Raw genomic sequence first — 20,856 nt, 5'->3', positions numbered from 1 at the left:
TCGCTGGAACAGCTCCCACAACACGTCCGGCACCAGTTGCTCAACAATCCCCGCCACGACCAACAGCCTACTGAGCCAAATGAGATGACGTCTTAGAGCTCGTAACACGATCATGGGCGGACCTTCTTGAGGCGTCTCCAGCAGATGAGACCGCATGCGAGGGAGGCGAAGGCGTCGTGCAGATCGAAAACCGAGGCCGGCGTCTGGCCGAGGCTGCACGCCGCCCTATTTCCGCCACGAACGGCGCGCTGACCTCCACGTCGGCCTGCTTCAACTCGCGTGCAGCATCATCTGTCTGCGTCGACTCCGCGCATCAGGTTGAGGCAGGCGTCAGGTTGGTGGGCTCTGAAGGCCAGTCGAGCACGGTCAGCTCGGGCCACTGCTGTCGCCAGCGAGCCGTCTTTGTCTCGTACACGTCGCGCGGAGCAAGCACTGGATTGGGCCGGACGACGAGATTGAACACGTCGAGCCCGTGCGGTGCATAGACGCGCCACTGCCCATCCCGCTCCAGGCGAACGCCCAAGCAGCAGGTAGTAGCAGCGAAGCTGTCGATGGCAGCCTCGGTGGAGGCGTAGGGAGCGCACGCGACGCCGAACTTCTGCTCGTACCACAGGTGGACGCGGGCCTCGTTGCGGACCTCGACCTCTGCTGGCAATCCGGCGAAGGCATCGTCGGTGGCCTTGATCACAGCGTCCTCCGCCTCCCAGGAGAGGTCGTGATTGTCGAAGTAGAAGACGTCGTAGTCCTTGATCCCGCTGGCGGGGTGCCTGTCCGTGGCCACGTTCCAGACGGTCTGGAACAGGCAGCCTGCCGTCAGGTACCAGCCCGGCAGCCGCAATCGCGCCGTGCGGTTCAACACCTCCAACAGCACCTCGTTACGAGACAGCACAGACTTCAGGGCAGCGAGCTGCTCGTCGAGCGGGAGGCGACCAATCACCGCTCATGCCTACCCACGCGGCAGGCCAACAGTGCGTGCGTACCGCCTTCGAGGCCCTCCTGATGGATCTCATTCGGAAATGATCAGTTAGAGCATCAGTGCCACGCCGACGCCCAAACGGAGGAAACGCCATGCCGTCGGTTCAGACCGAGGGCGGCCGAGCCGGGTGGTGCCAACCGACCACGGGACCACGGGCCGCGGTTGACGCATGAGAAGGGCCGGCAAACGCGCCGTGGGGGCCGTCCTGGCGGGCGGCCCCCACGGATGGAACACAGGTCAGCTGACCGTCAGAGCGGTGTCATCGACGACGAAGCCCGTGTAGAGGATGGAGTCCTCCGCACCCGTGAACTTCAGGGTGACCGTGGAGCCCGCGAACGAGGACAGGTCGAAGGACTTCAGCTGGTAACCGGCGGCGGCGTTGAGGTTCGAGTACGTCGCCAGCGTGGTCGACCCGGCAGTCACCGTCAGCTTGTCGTACGCGGAGCCGGTGGTCGACTCCGCGGTGTCGATGTGCAGATAGAAGCTGAAGGTCGCCTTGCATCCGGCCGGGATCGTCACCGACTGGGACAGCGTGTCGGTGTGCGTGGTCCCGTACCCGGCGAGCCAGGCCTTCCACGAACCGCTGTGCGCCGGCTGGTTCTGGTTGTTGTCGATCACGCCGCTGGTTGTGGTCCAGACGGTGTTGCCCGACTCGAAGCCCGGGTTGCCCAGCAACTGGGCCGAGGTGCACGAGCCGCCGCCGGAGGTGCTGACCGTCCAGGTGAAGGAGGCCGAGTCGGACGACCCCTTGCTGTCGGTCGCCGTCACCTTGGTGTTGTAGGTGGTCGCCGCGGTCGGGGTGCCGGAGATGACACCGGTCGAGCTGTTGATCGACAGACCGGCCGGCAGACCGGTCGCGCTGTAGGTGAGCGCTCCGCCGTTGGTGGTGGAGGCCGAGATCTGCAGGCTCACCGCCTTGCCCACGGTGGAGGACTGGTTACCGGGGTTGGTGATGGTCACGCCCGAGGACGGCGGTGTGATGTGGCTGCCGACGTTGATCCCGGCGAACGCGTTGCCCACACCGGCGTACTGGGTGGAGTTGGTGCCGTACAGCGCCGCGGCAGCATTCAGGGCGGCGGTGCGGGCACCGGCGTAGTTGGTGCTGGACGTCATGTACGTCGTCAGCGCCTTGTACCAGATCTGCAGCGCCGCATCCCGGCCGATGCCCGTGACGGCGACGCCGTCCGAGGTCGGGCTGTTGTAGCTGACGCCGTTGATGGTCTTGGCGCCGCTGCCCTCGGAGAGCAGGTAAAACATGTGGTTCGCCGGACCGGACGAGTAGTGCACGTCCTTGCTGCCCACGGTGGAGGACCAGTAGTCGGCGGAGGCGCCGTCCTTGCTGGGCTTGTCCATGTAGCGCAGCGGGGTGCCGTTGCCGTTGATGTTGATCTTCTCGCCGATGAGGTAGTCACCGGGGTCCGAGGCGTTGTTGGCGTAGAACTCCACGCCGGTGCCGAAGATGTCGGAGGTGGCCTCGTTCAGGCCGCCGGACTCACCCGAGTAGTTCAGCTTGGCGGTGGCGGCGGTGACGCCGTGGCTCATCTCGTGGCCGGCCACGTCCAGCGAGGTCAGCGCGTGCGTGTTGCCGGAGCCGTCGCCGTAGGTCATGCAGAAGCAGCTGTCGTCCCAGAACGCGTTGACGTAGTTGCTGCTGTAGTGGACCCGGGAGTAGGCCGCGACACCGTTGTTCTTGATGCCGTTGCGGCCGAAGGTGTTCTTGTAGAAGTCCCAGGTCGTCTGGGCGCCGTAGGCGGCGTCCGCGGCCGCGGTCGCCGTGTTGGACCCGGATCCGTTGCCCCAGACGTCGTTGGAGCTGGTCATCAGGGTGCCGGTGCCCGAGGTGCCGCCGTTGAGGGTGTACGTCTTGTGGCCGCCGCGCGTGGTGTCGTACAGCTGGTACGTCGAGCCGGACAGCGTAGTGTTCAGCGTCACCGTGCCGCTGTACTGGGTGTTGCCGGTGCCGGTCATGACGGACTCGAAGCGGTTCAGCTCGTCACCGGTGGTCGCGTCGGTGATGACATGCAGCTTGCTGGGCGTGCCGTCGTCCTGGAAACCGCTGACCACCGTCTCCCAGGCGAGCTTCGGGGTGCCGTCGCCGGCCCAGATCACCTTGCGGGCGCTGTCCGTCGCGGGCTTCTCGGCGTCGAGGGCCTTGGCCGTCTTCAGCGCCTTGGTCTCGGCGGCCGACTTGGTGATCGCCGCGGTGGTGGTGGACACCTTGAGGGAGCGCTTGTTGTTGAAGGTGGTGCTCACCGTGCCGGACGCCTCGGAGGCCGGCGGGGTGTGCACGACCAGGTCGCCGCCGAGGACGGGAAGACCGTCGTAGGTGCGCTCATAGCGGGTGTGCAGCGTACCGTCGTTGTCCTTGACGACGTCCTTGACGACCAGCTTCTCCTTCGAGCCCAGGCCGAGGGAGCGCGCCGTCTGCGCCGAGTTGTCATCCGCGCTCTTGATCAGCGCGGCGCGCTGGGCGCCGGTGAGCTTCGCCTCCAGCGCGCCTGTTCGCAGGGAGCCGGTATGGGGGGCGGGTTTGGCGGTCGCGGGGACGGCCTGGGTGCCGAGGACGAGCAGGGCGGTGGACGCCACCAGCGCGCCTGCCGCCATTGCCCGACGGGGATTGTGTCTCACTCGTACTCCTCCTGCTGCGGCCGCGAGTCCTGCGGCCGTTGAGAGACCGGGCAGACGGGACGTGCTGTCCGGAACGAGCTGAACGGTGCGGGGGGAACGGTCACCGCGACGGTCCGGTCGTGGCTGGAGGAAGAGTGGCAGCTTTGGCCGGTTCATGTCACTCAGGGGGACGGTGATTCGAGGGTTATCCCTCACTACGCCAAGTAGTGCTTCGCTAGGTTCTGGTTCTGGGTCTGCTTGGGGCAAGGGGTCGGCCGCAGGTGGTGCAGGTGCCGGTCCAGCGCGTGGACGTTGATGACGCGGCCGCCCTCGCGGACCTTCTGCGTGAGGGCATCGACCCAGACGAACGCATACGGACCGGCATCCACGGGCCGGTTGGGGAACGCGGTGACCTGCTCGTCCAGGTGCCGGGCCATCGCCGAGACCTGAGACTTCGACAGCTGGGTGACGCCCAGGGACTCGGCGAGCTTCTCGACCCGCCGGGTGCTGACCCCGAGCAGGTAGGCGGTGGCGACCACGCTGATGAGGGCCTGCTCGGCACGACGGCTGCCTCGGACATGAGCGCGTCGGCGAACGTCTTGATCATCGCGCGCAGCAGATCGGGACTCGCCGAGGCGAGGTTCTCCTCCGCGAGAGCGTGCAGGGGCAGACCGTCGGGTGCGGTCATCGTGCTGATCTCCTTCGAGCTTTCGACATCTCGAGGATCAGCCGGTGGCCGTTCTCATATCCGGACACTCACTCCGACGCCAGGGCAAACGCCCGGATCAGGCGGGAGTCCGTACATCACTTCCCTGGGCGCAAGCCCTGACGCCACGGATACGAGGATCCGAACGCTCTGAAGAGCGCCTCTGCAAGATCAGTTGCCGACGCTGCCATCTCGGCGGGCCCTTCCAGGAGGACCGCCGAACGCGCCACTTCGACCGATGGCTGCCGCCCGCCGTGGGAACCGGTCGCCGGGCACAGCTGAGGGGCTCGCATGGAAACGCCGCGCCCGGGCCGCTTTCTGGACGGCTGGGGCGCGGCGGACAGAACACGCCTGGAGGCTTGTGCCGGTGCTGCCGCCGGGGCGCCCTGAACCGGGCCCGGGCGCCCCGCCGCAGGGGAGAATCCTCGAGCACCGGGCGAGCTTTCCAGAGCGGGCGCCAGCCTCTGCCGCGGCCTTGATCTCGACTGCGCGGCGGGCGCGCGTTGCGGAGCCGAGGACGGTCTGCATCCAGGATGCCGTCCGTCCCGAAGGCCTTGTCCGTGGCCTGGGCCAGCAGGGTTCGGAAACAGCTTCTGTTTCGCAGTCGTCATCCGGTCGCCGGTGCGGTCCCCGTCCCGTTCGATGAACTCCGGTTTCCTCCGGTGAGGCGGGCGACGAACACGCTGCGGCCGTCGGTCGCCTCCTGCGTCTGGATGCACAGGCTGATCTCGATCAGCCTGCCGTCGCGGTGGAGGGCCGGCATGGTGACCTGCCGGCCGAGGATGTGCGACTGTCCGGTGAGCAGCAGGGAGGTGAAGGCGGCGATGTGGCGTTCGCGCAGGTGTTCCGGGATGATCGCGGTGATTCGCTGCCCGATGAGGTCGCCTGCGTGCCAGCCCTGGAGGTCAGCCGCTGCCGTGTTCGCGGCGATGATCCGGTTGCCGTCGTCGGCGGCGATGGTCGGGGTGCTGCTCTCCTGCAACCGGCCGGGAGCCCAGGGGGCCAGCTCGGGGGACGTAGCGCTGGGCTCGCGGGGCGCCACACTCCAGGCAGTGGGGGGGGGGTTGCCCGGCGAGCTGGTCGGTGATCTGCCCGAGGAGCCAGCGACTGGCGGCGCGGATCTGCGGCAGAGCCGGCCGGGTCAGCAGCCGTCCCATGCGGGCTGCTTCGTTGGCCGCATCGAGCATCCCGTCCAGGGTGAGTACGGCTTCGTGGGCGTCGGCAGGGATCTGCACGCGTACCGTGTGCAGATCCCCGCGGGTACGGAGTTCGGACGCGGAGGCCAGACGCGCGCTGATGAGGTGGTTGGTGTCGTGCGCGGTCAACAGGTCTTCCAGCGGGACCGAGGGCAGGTCGCCCGCAGATGCCGCCGGCAGGGATTCACGCAGCAGTGCGTCGCGGTGCTGCTGGGCCGCCGGATGCAGCGCGCCGGGCAGATCGACCAGCTCCACGGTCACCGCCGCACCAAGTGGCGTGGCAGGAATGCTCCAGCCCGAGGTCGGCGGCTCCGGGCTGGTGGCTGGAGGCCAGCTGCTCGACCATGGCCAGGCCCCGTCCCGTACCCGCATACGCCGTGCCGCCCGTGTGGGGCACCAGGACGCGGTTCGGGTTCTGATCGCTGACGTGGACGTGCACCCGTCCGTCCACGGCCCAAACCCGCACCTCCACCTCGGTCTGTGCGTGCATCACCGCGTTGGTCACCAACTCGCTGACCAGCAGCTGCGCGGTGTCCACCACATCCGACGACGCCCCGTCCAGTAAGTACCTCCCGCAGAAACCGCCGGGCAGCCGCGGCGCTCTGCGGCCGCGGTGGCAACCGACGCAACGGCGCACCATCTGGACCAGGCGTAGCCATGCCACCAGTCTGCCCGCCACTACGACCTCTGTCGTCCCAGGAAGCCACCTGTGGACCGTCGTGTGCCCGAGGCCGTTCAGCGGCTCCAGCAGGTGAAGCGCCAGGGATCCCTCGACACGAGGGCCTCCGCGTCAGGCGTGTCGCCTGTCACCAACTTCCTGGGACAGCCCACCTGGACCCAGGGCCCGCCCTGGGGGCTTCGTTCGTGGCCGGACCCCGGCAGGTACCGGCCTGGTCGTGAGTCCGCCGGCCCGAAGTTGCCGAACATGTCGGACCACCTCCTTATGGCCGCGGCAAGCCGTCGGTGATCGTGAAGCAGAGTGTTCGCACGGGGGCGGGGAAGGAGCCAGAGCGGGAGGGAGGACAGGAGACAACCGTGACCGTCCTCGCGATCTTTCTCCTCATCATCGGGACGCTCTTGGTCCTGATTGGGGCGCTTTTGGTCCTCGTTGGGACGTTTCTGATCGCCATCGGGGTGGCTTTGATCCTTATGGGAGTGGCCCTGATCGCCGTGGGTGCGTTCTTGCTGATCCGGAGGCTTCTCGACCGCAGTCGAACGCGATCTCAATCTTGGTGAACCCGAGGGGAGCCCTCAGCACAGCCACAACTGCATCGGCGGCCGTGACCTGCGGACGCCTGATCGATCAGCGCCGTGAGCTGTTGTCGTGCTGCCGGTCTGCTGGGCAGGGCCGGGCGCAGGCAGGTGACGGGCGCGGGCGTGAGCAGCACGACCCAGCGAACTCACTCTGGCGATGCTGCGAGAGGCCGGCGGATACCGCCGCGGGCTCGCCGCCCAGATTGCGCGTGAACACGGCGGTGTCGCACGCAGTTGGCAACGCTCCGTCCCCGAAGCCCGCACCATTGACGTGCTGTTCCGGCCGCCAACGGCCGGTGACCGCGGGATGTTGGCACGGGGCGAGGTCGGCCGGTTCGCATGCTTCGTAGGCCGACGCCAGCCTCGCTCACGCCACGTCTATGCAGTGTGCGGCGGCTCCCGCGCCACTATCGGTCATGTCAGTCGGCCTACGCTTCCGACGATGGCGGTGATCGCTGCAGCTTTCCGTGTGGTCAGCCGCGCAGGAAATACAGGACGGAAGTGATCACGGCGGTCGCCAGGAGGATGCCGCGCAGTTGCCAGGCGGGAAGACGGCGGGCCAGGTGGGCGCCGGCGAAGCCGCCGCCCACGGCGCCGACCAGCATGGCGGTGAGGGGCAGCGGAGCGCTCAGTGCGTCCGAGGCGATGAGGAACAGCGCGGTCGCGCTGAGGTACATGGCCGCGAGTTGCGTGATCCGCATCGGGTTGCTGACCGCGGCGTCGAGGCCGAGGCCGATGCTCCACAGGGCCATCATCATGATGCCTACGGCTCCGCCGAAGTATCCGCCGTACACGGCGAGGAAGAACTGTCCGATCAGGACGGCTCGTGAACCCATGCCGACCGAGCGGCCCAGCGCGCTGCTCAACGCCCTGGAAAGGTGGCGGCCGAAGGCGAGGACCACTGTGGCGAAGGCAAGCAGCCACGGTACCGCGACGTCGAACGACGATGCGGGCAGCACCAGCAGCAGGCCGGCACCGACTCCACCGCCGATCACACTGATCGCTGTCAGCGCCTTCGTCGATGTAGGCCCGACAGGGCTGAGTTGGCGTCGGGATACCCACGCGCTGGCCGCGGCGCCGGGTACGAGGGCGACTCGCGACACCGCGTTGGCCGTCACCGGTGGCAGGCCGAAGGCGACGAGAGCGGGCAGCGCCACGAACGTTCCCCCGCCCCCGATGGCGTTCAGGAATCCGGCGGCGACACCGGCCAGCAGGACAAGAGAAGACTCGATCACCTGCCGAGCATCGCCCTGCGGCGAGCGGGTTCACAATGCGTCATCGGAGCACCCAGCCTTAGGCTAGGCCTTAGTCTGAGCCATTAGAGGTCACCCAGCTGGGTGACAGGCGAGTTCGGCTTGCAGACGGGATGGGCACAGGTTCCGCGATCATGAACTTGCGACTGATCACTGACCTAGTCCGCGGGGCGTGGACGCACCTCGGGAAGGTCATCAAGGAGCGGGCCGGGGAGCATTTCGACCGCTTGAAGAACGACAACCGCGTGGGCGAGTTCTTCCGGAAAGTCTCGCTGAAGGTCTGCGAAAGGTCGCCCAGTGGGCGCAGGGGCACCTACAGCTCCCCGCGCCGGGGGCCCGGCGGCGGCACCCCGCCCTCAGGGCGGCCGCCGCTGAGGCCAGCATGAGCGTCAACGCGTACGTCGCGCGCGCCGCCCGCCGCTCCGCCACCCTCGACGCCGCACGGCAACTCGCCGCGATCGGCATCGGCGACGACCTGGCTGGCGAGGGCGACACCCTGTGAAGCGCGGGGAGATCTGGGCTCTGCCCGATGTCCGCAGCGTCCTGATCATCAGCCTGACCGGCCTGGAGGAGCCCTATGGCGCCCTCCTCGTGATCGTGCTGCACGAGAGCGGCCGGTACCGGCCCGTCGGTCCCGCGGCCATGGCCCGGGCGGACCAGGCCCTGCGTGGCGTCCAAGACCCCCAGCCCCGAAAAGCCGGGCGGCAGGCCGAGTTGCCGACCAGCGCACAACGCGGCGGGCGTGCCGTACCCCGTAGGCGTGCACGCCGGCATGGTCCCCCGACTGTGCAGCACCATTGCCGCTCCGCCGTCCGTGAGTCGCCCGGCGGGCATTGTCAATGGGCTGCCGCCCATCAGCAGCTGTCCCGCCGGCCCTACGGCTCCAAGGAACCGATCCGGGCGAGCAGCAGGGCGACGTCGTCGTCGGGTGAGGGGCCGAGCCGGTCCAGTACGGTTCGGCCGAGGTCGTCCAGCGGCAGCGCGGAATTGGCGGTCAGCACGTCACAAAGCTGGGTCAGGCGCTGGTCGAGGTCCGCGCAGCGGGTCTCCACGAGGCCGTCGGTGTAGAGGGTGAGGATGCTGCCCGGGGGCAGTTGCAGCTCGGTGGGTACGAAGTCGATGCCGCCGACTCCCAGCGGCGCCCCGGCGGGCAGTTCCAGCAGTTCGGCCGTGCCGCCGGGGCGGACGACCGCGGGTGGGGGATGGCCTGCCCGGGTGATCGAGCAGCGGCCGTCCGCGAGGTCACAGACCACGTAGGCGCAGGTGGCCAGGGGCGCGTCGGGAAGATCCGCCAGACTGGTGTCCAGCTGGCGCAGCAACTGCTCCGGGGACAGTGCCAGGCGGGCGAGCGCCCGCATGGCACTGCGCAGCTTTCCCATCGCGGCCGCGGCCGCGATGCCGTGTCCCATGACGTCCCCGACCACCAGGGCGGTCCGTCCTGCGGGCATCGGCACGACGTCGTACCAGTCACCGCCGACCTCGTTGACGTCGCTCGCGGGCCGATAGCGGTGGGCGACCTCGATCCCGGGCGGGGGCGTCAATCGGTCGGGAAGCAAGCTGCGCTGCAACGTCACGGCCGTGTCGTGTTCGCGGGTGTACAGACGGGCGTTGTCGAGGTAGACGGCCGCGCGGGAAGCCATGTCGCGGGCCAGCGTCACGTCGTCGGAGGAGAAGGGCCGGGCGGAAACCGTCCGGAAGAAGGTGGCCGCTCCCAGCACCCGGCCGCGGGCGAGCAGCGGGACGATCAGCAGGGAGCGCACCCCCAACTCGCGAAGTCGCCGGACGGCGTCGGTGTGGCAGGAGGAGGCGGTGATGGCCCGCTCGTCCACAGCGGCCACCACGAAGGGGGCCCCAGATGCTATGGCCTGCACATATGGTGCATCCGCCGGGTAGCGCAGGGTCGCGCCCAGCGGGGCGAGGACCTCGGCCGCCGGCGATCCCCAGGCCGGGGCCTTGCCGAGCCGCCGCAACGCGATGCCACCGGTCAGGTCGGTGCCAGGATCCGCGCCGGGGTCGTTTGCGATCGCCGCCATCAGATCCACGGTGGCGATATCAGCGAGCCCGTGCAGCGTCACGTCGGCCAACTCCTGCGCGGCCTCCCCCATGTCCAGAGTGGTACCGATGCACGTGCCGGCCTCGTTGAGCAGGTCGAGCCGCCGGCGCCCCTCCGCTGCCGCCTGCTCGGCCCGGACCCGTGCAGTGACGTCGACCACCGAGGCCCCGACACCGAACGGGCGTCCCCGAGGGTCCTCCAGACGAAAGTAGGAAGAGGACCACACCCGGTCCTCGCAAGGGGCTGCTAGGGTGCGGCCCGTCGCTCGGAAGTCGATCACGGTCTCGCCGGTGTCCAGCACCCGCTGCATCACCCTCTCCACCTCGGCGCATTTGACACCGGGCAGCACATCGGTCAGCCGCCGGCCGAGGTGCTCGGCCTCCGGCACTCCGTTGATCGCCTCCAGGGCGGCGTTGACCCGCAGAAAGCGCAGCTTGCTGTCGTGGGCGCACAGCCCGATCGGAGAGTGGCTGAACAGCCCGTCCAGGACAGTGCGGGACACGCGCATTTCCAGCGCCTCGGAAACGTCCACGAGGAACGCGAGCACGTCGCCGTCACCGGGCGGTTCCGTGACCGGGTTGGCCCACACCGCGAGCTTCACCAGGTGTCCGTCCCGGTGCCGCGCCGTGCAGGACTCCGTCGTGGCACGTCCGGCGGCGATCCGCTCCAGCAGCGGGACCCCGAGCAGCTCGCCCCGGCTGCCCAGAACCTCCGATGCCGAGTAGCCGAGCAGGGCCTCGGCCGCCGCATCCCAGTGAACGATGCGGCCCGAGGCGTCCACCCATACAGCGGCCACCGGCGATTCGCCCAGCCAGAGGTCACCCCGGCCCACCCCCGCCGCCTCGGCCACCTGCTCGAATGCTTCGGGACGGCGCATAGGGACTCCTCCCAGGCTGCTCTGCTCCATTGTCCCGCCATCCGCGCGAGGACCACGAATCGATCCACGAGGTCCGGCGTGACACCGTGAACAAGGAGCACGGGAGCTGTAAGACGTCCGCTGCAGGAGGCTGCGAGGGAGCACGGCGACAAGGGCGAATCCGGGGTGTACGCGGGTAGTTGGTATGTGCGTAGCGAGTGCGAGTGCGTTGACCAGCAAGGACATGGAGGGCTGAGGTTGAGCCTTCCGTCCAGGCGCGGTGCGCGGTGATGACAGGACGCCGGCGAACTGACGGGCTGCCAGGTTTCCTGACTACACTGACCGCGTGATCAAGACGGAGGTCGGTTTCTACGCGTTCTTCGGCTTGGGCTGGCTGCTCGCCGGACTGGGGCACTTCGGAGGCGCAGCCATGGGGGCGGCGTTCCTGATGGGACTGGCGGTCGCGCTCACCCTGGTACTGGTGGCACGCAGACCGCCGCCGGAACCGGCAGGTGAGGTACGCCAGCCGTTGCCGCCCCTGCAGCGACGGCGGTTCGGGCAGGTCAATGCCGTGCAGTGGCTCCTCATCGCCGCGATCGCCACAGGCTGCGGCGCGGGCGGGGTCCCCGAGCTGATCATGCCGCTGGTCGCGGTCGTGGTCGGGCTACATTTCCTCCCTCTGGCCCGTGTCTTCGCCGACCGCCGGCTTGTCGTTCCTGGCGTGGCTCTGACTGTCCTCGGCATCGCCGGTCTCCTGGCGTGGGCTGCGGATGCCTCTCCAGGCGCTGTCTTCACCCTCGTGGGAGTCGGCTGTGCGCTGACCCTGTGGTCCACGGCGGCTTGGTCCATCACCGGGGCGAGGCGGGCCGTCTCGGCCTGACTGCCAGGCACGGAAGATCGGAGTACGTCGCGCCCGTGTCCGGGAACAGGTGCCAGAACTGGACCGTCATCGAGCCGGCGTGGAGGCGCGCGCCCACTTCACGGTGGTGAGGCTGGCCTCATCAGGGGGCACGCTCGATCTTGCCGCTACCGGGATAAAAGGTTAGCCTGCCCTAAGCTACTTAGGTGATCCCGGGGTTGAGGATGTCGATGGTCTCAGTGCAGTTGGGTGCGCGTCAGAGCGGTCCGTCCGTGCCGACGGATTCAGCGGGGGATGCGCGGCTGGCCGACCTTCGACCCGGGATGAGTGGCCAGGTGATCGACATCGATGCGTCGGTCGAGCCGAGCACCGCGCGACGACTGTTCGACTTGGGGTTCGCCCCCGGCGCGGAGGTCACCGTGCTGCGGAAGGCGCCGCTCGGTGACCCCGTTGTCTTCCAGGTCGTGGAGTACGAGGTGGCACTGCGCAAGGCGCAGGCCGCCGGCATCCGTGTACGGCGCACTGCATGAGCGCGCACTGCGGTCCGGTGGCCCAGACGGTCACCGGCAATACTCGTCTGGCTCTGGTCGGCAGTCCGAACTCGGGCAAGAGCACGCTTTTCAATGCCCTGACCGGCCTGCGGACCAAGACCGGTAACTACCCAGGAGTGACCGTCGCGCGCTATGAGGGTCTGGCGCGTGTCGGCGAGCACGAGGTGGTCATCGAGGATCTGCCCGGCACCTACAGTCTCGACCCGATCAGCCCGGACGAGCAGGTCGTCGCCGATGTGCTCGACCCGGACAACCCGGGCATCGGCACACCCGACGGGATTCTCGTCACGATCGACGCGACGACGCTGCGTCGTTCTCTCGGGCTGCTGGCCCAGGTCATGCAGACTGGTCTGCCGATCTGTGTGGTGCTCACCTTCCGCGACGAACTGGCCCGCCGCGGCGGCACCCTTGACGTCTCGGCCCTCCGCCGTGCACTCGGCGTGCCGGTCGTCGCGGTGACAAGCGGGTCACGCAACGACCTGGCGCAGTTGCAGTCCATGCTGCTCGACCGGGCCGCATGGGAGCGGCCGGTCGTCCCGCCGCCCACCGACCCCTCGCAGAGACGGGCCTGGGTGGAGTCGCTGCTGCAGAGCGCGGACTACCAGGTACCCGAGGTCGATCACCGCACCCGGCGCATCGATGCCGTGCTGCTGCACCCGCTGTGGGGCACGCTCATCTTCTTCGCCACCATGTTCGCGTTCTTCCAGATCATCTTCACCGTCGCGACACCGCTGCAGGACGCGGTACAGAGCCTCTTCGACCGGCTCGGCACACTGGTCACCGAGTACGTCTCGAACCCGTTGCTCTCCGGCTTCCTCGGCAACGCCCTGATCGGCGGCCTGGGCAGCGTGGTGGTCTTCCTGCCACAGATCGCCCTGCTGTTCCTCATGATCTCGCTGTTGGAGGGCAGCGGCTACCTCTCCCGTGCGGCATTCCTGATGGACCGGCTCATGTCCAGGGCCGGGCTGGAGGGCCGGGCGTTCGTCGCCCTGCTCTCCTCCCTCGCCTGTGCCATTCCCGGCATCATGGCCACCCGCTCCCTGCCGTCGGCCAAGGACCGCTTCGCGACCATGATGGGCGCGCCGCTGATGACCTGCTCGGCGCGCCTGACGGTCTACGTGCTGCTGACCGGCCTGCTGGTGAGTCCCGATACCAGCGTCGGTCCTTTCGGCGCCCAGGGCGTCGTCATGTTCGCCCTGTATCTCGTCGGCGCGCTCTCGGCCATGGCGACGGCCTGGGTCTTCAAGCGGTTCAGCAGCCGGGGCGGGCCGGTGCTGCCGTTCTACATGGAGATGCCGTCCTACCGGCTGCCGCGGCCGCGGTCGGTGGCCGAGGCCATGTGGAGCGCCTGCAAGGGCTTCCTGCACAAGGTCGGCCGGATCATCCTGCTGGTCACCATCGGGCTGTGGCTGCTGCTCAGCCTGCCCATGCACAGCGATGCGCAACTGCGCTCCGCCGGAGTCGACCCGGCCGACCGGACCGCCGTCTCGGCCTATGAGGTCGACCACAGCTACGCGGCCGACATCGGTCACGCCATGGAACCCGTCTTCGAACCCCTTGGGTTCGACTGGCGGATCAACATCGGCGTGCTGGGATCGCTGTCCGCCCGCGAGGTGTTCGTCGCCACCCTCGGCCAGGTCGCTGCCGCCCAGAACCCCGACCAGCCGGCCGAAACCCTGGCCCGCATGACCTACACCGACGGGCCGCACCAGGGAGAGAAGCTCTTCACCCCGGCCACGACAGCCGCCCTGCTGGTCTTCTTCCTCTACGCGCTTCAGTGCATGTCGACCGTCGGGGTCATGCGCCGTGAGACCGGCTCGTGGAGATGGCCCGCCGTCGCCTTCGGCTATATGTTCGTGCTGGCCTGGACCATGGCCTTCCTGACGCACACCGTCGTAGGACTGCTGGCATGAGCGTCATCCCCATGCACCCCGAGGCCACGGCCGACCCGAAGACCGTCCGCTGGGTGATCCCGGCCGGCACGCTGCCAGTCGTCGGAGAGATCGCCGAGGCACCGGACGAGCTCGGGACAATGCTCCACTCCGAAGACATCGCCTTCATCGAGGTGGAGGCAGGGGCCGTGGTGATCCGGCTCGCCGACGGCCGGAGCTGGTCCGGCACAGGAGCGCGGGTACGCGACGCGCTCAGCGCCGCACTGCAGCACCCCCAGCAGTGGCGGCCGGCCGACGTGGTCACCGAGGACGACCTGCTGCGCGCCGCACTGCAAGACGTCCTGGACGGATCCGCCGGCGACTACATCCGCTCCCACGGCGGCGAAGTGACGATCGTCTCCGCCCACGACCGGCACGCGGAGGTGCGGATGGCGGGCACCTGCACCCACTGCCCGGCTGCTGGGTTCACCCTCCACTCCCGCCTCGAGGCGGAACTGCGTGCCCGGTTCCCCGATCTGGTCGAGTTGCGGGCCACGCAGGAGCCCGGCAGGGCGGCAAGACGCACATGGCTCACCCTGCGCCGCCGCAGCGCGTGACCGTAAAAGGAGGGGCGGCGACGGGATTCGTGGCAACCACCGTGGTCGCCTCTTCGATGGCGCACTCGAGGAGGGAGCCATCACGGATGCCCCGGGTAGACGTGCGCTCCGCCGTTGATCGCCTGCCGGATCTCGTACTCGGAGTCGGTCGCGTGGGCGGTGTTGGACCTTTCAGGACGCTCCAGCGGGGTGGAGCCGCGGCGGGCCCGCGTCGCGTTTGCAGGTTCAGCTGGTGTGAAGCCCGGCTCGGTCCCTGCTCCGTCGGGTGCGGATCTCGCGGAGCGACAGGACTATGGCCGCGAGGGTGAACGGGAAGGCGATGGCGCTGGCTATCTGGTCGATGCCGAAGGCGCGCAGGAGGCTGGCGCCGAGCGCGATCAGGAAGAGGGACACGGGGAGGTATCTGCGCGACGCGGGAAGGTTCCGCATCCGGGCAACAGTGAGCGAGCCCCAGAGCGTGAGGCAGAAGACCGTGACGCCCACGGCGGCGGTTGCGATCAACATAAGGAGACGTTTCTCTCAGGGGAGGGATGGTGCCCTGCGGAGCGTCTCCGTGGGGGCACCATCCTATTGGTTGCAGGTGTGGCGGAGCGCCAACCGTTCGTGCAGAGGGTGCGGTAGCTGGACAAGCTTGCCTGTCCGGCTCGCCCGCGTCACCACGGAGTACGCCGCCCCTGGATGAACGGGAAGGGGCATGGCCTGCTCCGTATCGGCGTCAGACATCGAGGGCGGCGACGAAGGCAGGGGAGGGCGCACGGATGCGGTCTGAGGGCACGTCGCCAGCGAGTGCCTGGACGGCGAGGTTGGTGCCGGCGCGTCCGCCGCGCCGGCATCGCCCCAGCACGACGTGCTCCGGCTCCGGATGCAACGGGCTGGACCCCGTCGTCTTGGGGTCCGGTCCCGACGGGCCGGGCCCCACCGGCGCCCGTCCCGCTGTCCGGAGGGGCCGTCCCCGTCGAGGCGTTGTCCGGCGCGCTCGACGCGCTGGGCGGGCTGCTTCCTGCCCGTCACGTCGTGGAAGGTGCGCGCACGCTCATGTTCTTCGACAGCGGCTGGGACCAGGTCGGGCATGGCTGTGATGGGCGGGTACCCGGCGGGCTCGCTCGTCCTCGGCCTCGGCGTCAGCGACTGGTACGACCGCGGGGGCTAGCTTTCCTCAATAGCGACCGCAGTTGGGTGCGGCTGAGCTTGGCGGCCTGGGTCGGGGCCGGGGTCGGGGTGGTACGGGTAAGGGTCTGACGATGCCGATGCTGGATCAGCCGCCAGAGGTCCCGGTACGACGCCGTACAGCCTGGTCGGCACGCGGCCGCCGCATGAAGAAACGGCACTTTCCTCGGAGGGAAAGTGCCGCTTCGTCAGTTGCTTCAGTTCGCCGGTGTCGTGGTGACCGTGACCTGGCGGTCGTTGGCCGCGTACAGCTCCATCGACGCCACGTTCGCGTGCGAGGTGCTCGTGCCCAGCCAGCGGTAGTACCGATAGGCCGTGTTGTTGTTGAGCGCCTTCACGTACCAGGACGACGAGTTCGCTGTGCTCGGGCTGTCGTCGATCGTGACAAGGTCGACGAAGCCGCCGCTCTCCGAGGTGTTCGAGCCCTGGAGCTTCGCCCCCGCGATCCGGGCCGCGTTCGTACCCGAGCGCGGCAGGAACCGGAGCACATTGACGGGCGTCGGGCTGCCGAAGTCCCAGCCCACGTACGGCGTTGTGGAGCTGTGGTCGTAGAACGTCCCCGGATTGTCGTCGAAAGCGTTCCGCGGCGGGTACGAACCCCCGCTCGTCGAGCCGAACGCAGTGCCGTTGCCGTTGTCGTTCAGGCTCAGGTTGCGCAGCGGTGACGGTACGTCGGTGAAGGTCACCGTGACCGCCACGTCCGCGGCATCCGGGGCCTTCGCCGTCACCTGGTAGGAGCCGTTGCCCGTCACCATCAGCAGGCCACCGCTCGGGTCGATGGTCGCGTCCGGCGCGGCCGACCCGTCGGCCGCAGTCACCGTCCAGGTCCGCCCGGTCCCGGCGACCAGCTGGACCAGGTGCCCGCCGCGCACTGCCACAGCGCTCACGCCGGACAGGTCGGCCTTCGGCACATCCGAAACGTCCCCGGATTTCACGGCAGACGCTGCCGACGCCAGCGCGGTGCAGGCGGCATCCACGTCCGCCTGGGTCGCCTGCGGGTCGTCGTTGACCTTCCGGGCCGCGGCCAGCGCCGCCCGCAGGTCATCCCACGCCTTCGGGGTCGCGAAGTCGTCCGCGGTCAGCTTCGACGCGTCGGCGATCGCCGTGACCAGATCGGTCTTGTCCGGCAGGGTGACCTCGAGGGCCGGGTCGATCGCCTTGATGGCCTCGTTCAGCGCGATGGCCGCGAAGTACGCGGTGTCCTTGCTGATGTTCACCGCCGAATACCCGGAGTAACGCGCCTTCACGCCCAAGGCGTTGATGTACGCCATCTGGAGGCGTTCCTGCCGTCCTTCCCAGTCCCGGCTGGTCGAGACCCGCTTGAAGCCGCCACCTGCGGTGGTGTCGCCCGAATACGCCGAGACCTTCTTCGCCGCGGCGAGTACCGAGGCCAACGGGCTGTACTTGCTGAAGTCAGCTCCCGGTGAGGTCACTTTCACGGTGGTCGTGACCGGCGGCAGGCTCGGGTTGGCCATGCTGGTGCCGGTGATCTCCACCGTGCCCGCCCCGCGCGCGATCACGAGCCCGTTCTTGTCGACCATCGCCACGTTCTGGTCGCTCGACCGCCACGCGATCCGCCGGTCGTAGGCGCCCACCGGCGACACCGAAGCCGTGAGCTGCAGCCGGTTCGTGCCGGTCACCTTGCCGGTGCTGGCACTGGTGGACGCCGGCCCGTAGATCGTCGCTTCCGACGGGCTGAGCAACTGCAGTCCGGTCGGGACCGTGGACACGTCGGCGACCTTGACGTTGATCGTCTGGCTCACCCCCTTGTCGGACAAACCGCCCCGTTCCACGCTGCGCGCGGTGATCGTCGCGTTCGCGACCTTGCCGCCGCCGGTGCCGACCGCCTGGATCGTCGCCGTCTTCCCGGACCCGGTCACCTTCACGACCTGGTTGTTCGAGGACTTCCACTCCACCGTGTCGCCGGGCTTGCCGCCCTCGAGTGTGGCCGTGACGGTGCCGGTGCCCGCGGGAGCGTGGCGGTTCGCGCTGTCGTGGACCAGCGTCGTCGAGTACGTGGACAGCGAGATGCCGGTGACGATGTGGGTCTGGTCGGTGGTGTCGACCATGACCATGTACCGCCTGCCCTGCTTGGTGTTGAACACGAGCTTGCCGCCCTGCACGTCGTAGTCGACGCGCTCGCCCAGCGTGTTGTCGGCGTTGACCACCTGGATGACCGGGCGGCCGCCGGCCCACGGGTCGACCAGCGCGATCTTCCCGTCCCGCTTGCTGGTCACGTCCACATAGGACACCGAGCCCTTGTCCGCGTCGAACGCGCTCGACACCTCGACGTTGCCCTTCGCACCCAGCCGCTCGTAGCTCACCGACTGGGTCCGGTCCCAGTTCGGGAAAACCGACAGGGTCGTCGGGAGGTCCGGCGTGGTGCTGCTCTGCAGCAGCATCGCGTTGACGCCCTCCATCGCCCCGACGGTCTCGACCGCGCCACCGCTGCCGTAGTAGGTCAGGTTGCTGGTGCGCACCTTGGCCTTGAGCGCGGTCTTGAACTTCGCCAGCAGATCCGCGGCCGGCCAGCCTGCGTGCGCCGCGATCGGGAACACCTTGGGGAAGCCGTTATTCTGGCTGCTCCAGCCGGCGAACCCGGTGGCCGACCAGGAGTTCATGTACTCCAGCGTGTTCCGGACCTTGCCGAGCAGTTCCGGGTCGCCGTCGAGCTGCTGCGCGTTCTCGAAGGGGAACACCACACCCTCGAGCTCGACCGGCTGGTCGCCCGGCTCGATCATGTCGACGTGCGCCTGGTTGGGCGACTGGTAGTCCGTGGCCATCAGCGTCGGGACGAAGTTGTCGTTGTTGTTCGCGGAGAAGATGCCCTTGGGGAGTCCGGCTTCCGGGAACGCCGTGTGGGCTGCCAGGTCCTTCCATCGAGCGACGGTGGCCGAGGCTTCGCCCATCTCCTTGGCGTGCGCGGACAGGAACTTCGACAGGTACTTGATCGCACCGATGTCGAGGTCGGGGTTGATGTCGGCGGCGTCGCCCTCGTGGATCGACGAGCCGATCACCGAGTAGTGGTACTGCCCGTTCCCGTCGTCCTGCTTCAGGACGTAGGAGCTGTAGAAGTCGAGCAGCTGCTTGAGGTGCGGATAGAGCACCTTGCGCAGGTACTGATCATCCAATGTGTACTCATAGTAGGAAAGCATGTTGATCGCGGCGAAGAAGCCGTTCGACTTCTGATCCGTGGACCCCGAGCTGAACCCGTAGACCGGCACGGGCGCCTTCGAGTTCAGTGCCGGCTGGTCGCTCGCCAGCAGGTGGAACGGGGACAGCGTCCGGACGTGCACCGCGCCGTCATGTCCCTGTGCGGCGGCGTTGTTCTGCTGCCACGGCAGGTCGTAGGCGATGACCCGGTTGAACGGCACTTCGGTGTCGATGCGGTTGGTCGAGCCCGACGCGTAGTACTGGGCCTGCTGGTTGTAGTTGAGGAAGTACCGGCCGCCCCAGCCGACGTTGTCGGCGGGGATCCACTCGCCGTACATCGAGCCCGGCAGGTTCTGCGGGTTCACCTTCCCGTTCGCGCTCTTCGGCCGGTTCGAGCTGCCGAGCACGTACAGCGATCCGTAGTAGTACTGGGCCACTTCCGGATCGGCGAACTGGACGTAGCTGCGGAGCCAGTACTTCTTCCACCAGGCCTGGTGCTCGGCCTTGAGCTGGTCGACGGCGCTCTGTGACGCATACGTGCGGGCCCCGTCGACGGCGTCCTTCTGCACGTCCGTGACGCTCTTGATCGCGTTGTAGTTGCCGCTGCTGCTGCTCAGGTAGGTGACCAGGGACGCGGTCGCGCCCGGCGCGACGGTGACCTTCCCGGACTCGCCCAGCGAGTTGTAGTACTTGCCCTTGTTGCTGTCGTAGTAGTCGTTCGCTTCGATTTCCTCGCGCGGGTTCACGAGTTCGGCGCCGACGACGGTCGTCGCGGTCGCCATCCGGCTGCGATGGCCGCTCGTGTTGGTGGTGGTGCTGTCCCGCGTCGTCCAGAGGACGGGACTGGCCTGCGAGGAGTCCACTCCGCCGGTGTACGGGTAGGTCTTCTGCGCATCGGTCAGGTCGGTCGCGCTCGAGTTCGCGTACGCCATCGCCGGGACCCACTGCTTGGCCCTCAGCGTCACCGGCCCGGTTCCGTTGTTGCGGATCTCGGTGACGAAGACGTTCGCGGTGTCGGCGGTCCAGGAGTTCAGCTGGAGCGGAGCGTCGGCACCTTGGTCGTCCTTGAGCTCCAGGTTCGTGGTGACCTGGGCGTTGAGGATGTCCTGCTTCATCCTGAACACACTCGCCGCGTTGGTACCCGCCGCGGTCGTCGGCCAGATGTCCAGTCCGCCGCCGGAGAGGATGCCCTGATTGTCCTTGACCGAGCTGCCCTGCGCGTGCAGCGTGCCCCAGAAGTCGTTCTTGCCGAAGTAGAACTGCTGCGAAGTGTTGGACACGCCGGCAGCGACGGCGCCGATGTCGCCGTTGCCCATGAGCTGGCCCGTCGTGTAGCTGCCCTTGTCGACGTCGCTGATCTTGAGCGGCGACGTCACCGAACCGGAGATGCCGGACAGGATCTTCTGGAGCTTGGCCCAGTCGTCCTGGCCGAGATGGTCGAGTACCGCTTGCGGCACCTTGAAACCGTGGGGGTTGGATGGCCCGACGTCCGCGGCGAGTGCGGGAACGGCCGTGAGGGCCCCCACCACCGCGAGCGCGGATATTACCGTTGTATGACGTCTCACATGAGCTCCTTGGCCGCCAAGACTTCACGAGCGACGGCCACCGATGTCAAGGCCACGGGGCCGTAAGCCGAGAGTATGGAAAGGAGGTCCGATGTCTGTCAACGATTTGGACCTCAAAATACGGACAGTTAACCCTACGCATTCCGGCGGCCGGAAATTGATCCGATGTGTG

The 20,856-nt window shown here is 68.2% G+C and carries 14 protein-coding genes and 2 pseudogenes; 6 read left to right on the top strand and 10 right to left on the bottom strand.

What is annotated here, in order from left to right; translation table 11 throughout:
- Window positions 1-232 precede the first annotated feature (232 nt).
- Window positions 233-322 (top strand): annotated as a pseudogene (locus ACF09J_RS34415) (IS5/IS1182 family transposase); the annotation flags it as partial.
- On the opposite strand, the gene ACF09J_RS34410 reads toward ACF09J_RS34415, so the two are convergent.
- The 6 genes and pseudogenes from ACF09J_RS34410 to ACF09J_RS34385 form a co-directional block, all read right to left on the bottom strand.
- Window positions 314-937: a nucleotidyltransferase family protein gene (locus ACF09J_RS34410; protein ID WP_392309393.1), complete on the bottom strand. Its 624-nt coding sequence runs from the start codon at window positions 935-937 to the stop codon at window positions 314-316. The pseudogene ACF09J_RS34415 and the gene ACF09J_RS34410 overlap by 9 nt on opposite strands.
- Before the next feature lie 276 nt (window positions 938-1,213).
- On the bottom strand, window positions 1,214-3,580 hold the full coding sequence (locus tag ACF09J_RS34405) for a M4 family metallopeptidase (RefSeq protein ID WP_392309392.1): 2,367 nt from the start codon (window positions 3,578-3,580) through the stop codon (window positions 1,214-1,216).
- Window positions 3,581-3,882: 302 nt separating this feature from the next.
- Window positions 3,883-4,149, bottom strand: a pseudogene (locus tag ACF09J_RS34400) (transposase); the annotation flags it as partial.
- Window positions 4,150-4,896: 747 nt separating this feature from the next.
- A complete protein-coding gene (locus ACF09J_RS34395; RefSeq protein WP_392309391.1) occupies window positions 4,897-5,271 on the bottom strand; it encodes a PAS domain-containing protein in 375 nt (124 codons plus the stop codon).
- Window positions 5,195-5,746 (bottom strand): hypothetical protein, encoded by a 552-nt coding sequence (locus ACF09J_RS34390; RefSeq protein WP_392309390.1) that lies wholly within the window; start codon window positions 5,744-5,746, stop codon window positions 5,195-5,197. Before ACF09J_RS34390 ends, ACF09J_RS34395 begins: the two co-directional genes overlap by 77 nt.
- Window positions 5,670-6,125: an ATP-binding protein gene (locus tag ACF09J_RS34385; protein ID WP_392309399.1), complete on the bottom strand. Its 456-nt coding sequence runs from the start codon at window positions 6,123-6,125 to the stop codon at window positions 5,670-5,672. Before ACF09J_RS34385 ends, ACF09J_RS34390 begins: the two co-directional genes overlap by 77 nt.
- A gap of 395 nt (window positions 6,126-6,520) precedes the next feature.
- On the opposite strand from ACF09J_RS34385, the gene ACF09J_RS34380 reads away from it, so the two are divergent.
- Window positions 6,521-6,721 carry a hypothetical protein gene (locus ACF09J_RS34380; RefSeq protein ID WP_392309389.1) on the top strand — a complete coding sequence of 67 codons (201 nt, stop codon included), beginning with the start codon at window positions 6,521-6,523 and terminating at the stop codon, window positions 6,719-6,721.
- A gap of 491 nt (window positions 6,722-7,212) precedes the next feature.
- Here the strand turns inward: ACF09J_RS34380 and ACF09J_RS34375 are convergent, their stop codons facing one another.
- Together ACF09J_RS34375 and ACF09J_RS34370 are read right to left on the bottom strand one after the other, a co-directional pair.
- A complete protein-coding gene (locus ACF09J_RS34375) occupies window positions 7,213-7,974 on the bottom strand; it encodes a sulfite exporter TauE/SafE family protein (RefSeq protein WP_392309388.1) in 762 nt (253 codons plus the stop codon).
- A gap of 893 nt (window positions 7,975-8,867) precedes the next feature.
- On the bottom strand, window positions 8,868-10,922 hold the full coding sequence (locus tag ACF09J_RS34370; RefSeq protein WP_392309387.1) for a SpoIIE family protein phosphatase: 2,055 nt from the start codon (window positions 10,920-10,922) through the stop codon (window positions 8,868-8,870).
- Window positions 10,923-11,247: 325 nt separating this feature from the next.
- On the opposite strand from ACF09J_RS34370, the gene ACF09J_RS34365 reads away from it, so the two are divergent.
- The 4 genes from ACF09J_RS34365 to ACF09J_RS34350 all read left to right on the top strand — a co-directional run bounded on the left by ACF09J_RS34365 (window position 11,248) and on the right by ACF09J_RS34350 (window position 14,799).
- A complete protein-coding gene (locus tag ACF09J_RS34365) occupies window positions 11,248-11,781 on the top strand; it encodes a hypothetical protein (protein WP_392309386.1) in 534 nt (177 codons plus the stop codon).
- 203 nt (window positions 11,782-11,984) lie between these two features.
- Window positions 11,985-12,290 carry a ferrous iron transport protein A gene (locus ACF09J_RS34360; RefSeq protein WP_392309398.1) on the top strand — a complete coding sequence of 102 codons (306 nt, stop codon included), beginning with the start codon at window positions 11,985-11,987 and terminating at the stop codon, window positions 12,288-12,290.
- On the top strand, window positions 12,287-14,224 hold the full coding sequence (locus ACF09J_RS34355; RefSeq protein ID WP_392309385.1) for a ferrous iron transporter B: 1,938 nt from the start codon (window positions 12,287-12,289) through the stop codon (window positions 14,222-14,224). Before ACF09J_RS34360 ends, ACF09J_RS34355 begins: the two co-directional genes overlap by 4 nt.
- On the top strand, window positions 14,221-14,799 hold the full coding sequence (locus tag ACF09J_RS34350) for a NifU family protein (protein ID WP_392309384.1): 579 nt from the start codon (window positions 14,221-14,223) through the stop codon (window positions 14,797-14,799). Before ACF09J_RS34355 ends, ACF09J_RS34350 begins: the two co-directional genes overlap by 4 nt.
- 225 nt (window positions 14,800-15,024) lie before the next feature.
- On the opposite strand, the gene ACF09J_RS34345 is transcribed toward ACF09J_RS34350, so the two are convergent.
- Window positions 15,025-15,303 carry a hypothetical protein gene (locus ACF09J_RS34345; RefSeq protein WP_392309383.1) on the bottom strand — a complete coding sequence of 93 codons (279 nt, stop codon included), beginning with the start codon at window positions 15,301-15,303 and terminating at the stop codon, window positions 15,025-15,027.
- An 860-nt stretch (window positions 15,304-16,163) separates the two neighbouring features.
- A complete protein-coding gene (locus ACF09J_RS34340) occupies window positions 16,164-20,684 on the bottom strand; it encodes an Ig-like domain-containing protein (RefSeq protein ID WP_392309382.1) in 4,521 nt (1,506 codons plus the stop codon).
- Window positions 20,685-20,856: the final 172 nt, after the last annotated feature.

It is taken from the genome of Streptomyces sp. NPDC014889, assembly GCF_043081205.1.
Taxonomy (GTDB): Bacteria; Actinomycetota; Actinomycetes; order Streptomycetales; family Streptomycetaceae; genus Streptomyces.
This window is presented reverse-complemented; position numbering and strand designations above follow the sequence as displayed.

Coding starts and splice junctions, on each gene's coding strand:
- ACF09J_RS34385 (WP_392309399.1), bottom strand. CDS start 6,125: ATGGTGCGCCGTTGCGTCGGTTGCCACCGCGGCCGCAGAGCGCCGCGG.
- ACF09J_RS34350 (WP_392309384.1), top strand. CDS start 14,221: ATGAGCGTCATCCCCATGCACCCCGAGGCCACGGCCGACCCGAAGACC.
- ACF09J_RS34405 (WP_392309392.1), bottom strand. CDS start 3,580: ATGGCGGCAGGCGCGCTGGTGGCGTCCACCGCCCTGCTCGTCCTCGGC.
- ACF09J_RS34355 (WP_392309385.1), top strand. CDS start 12,287: ATGAGCGCGCACTGCGGTCCGGTGGCCCAGACGGTCACCGGCAATACT.
- ACF09J_RS34370 (WP_392309387.1), bottom strand. CDS start 10,922: ATGCGCCGTCCCGAAGCATTCGAGCAGGTGGCCGAGGCGGCGGGGGTG.
- ACF09J_RS34360 (WP_392309398.1), top strand. CDS start 11,985: ATGTCGATGGTCTCAGTGCAGTTGGGTGCGCGTCAGAGCGGTCCGTCC.
- ACF09J_RS34345 (WP_392309383.1), bottom strand. CDS start 15,303: ATGTTGATCGCAACCGCCGCCGTGGGCGTCACGGTCTTCTGCCTCACG.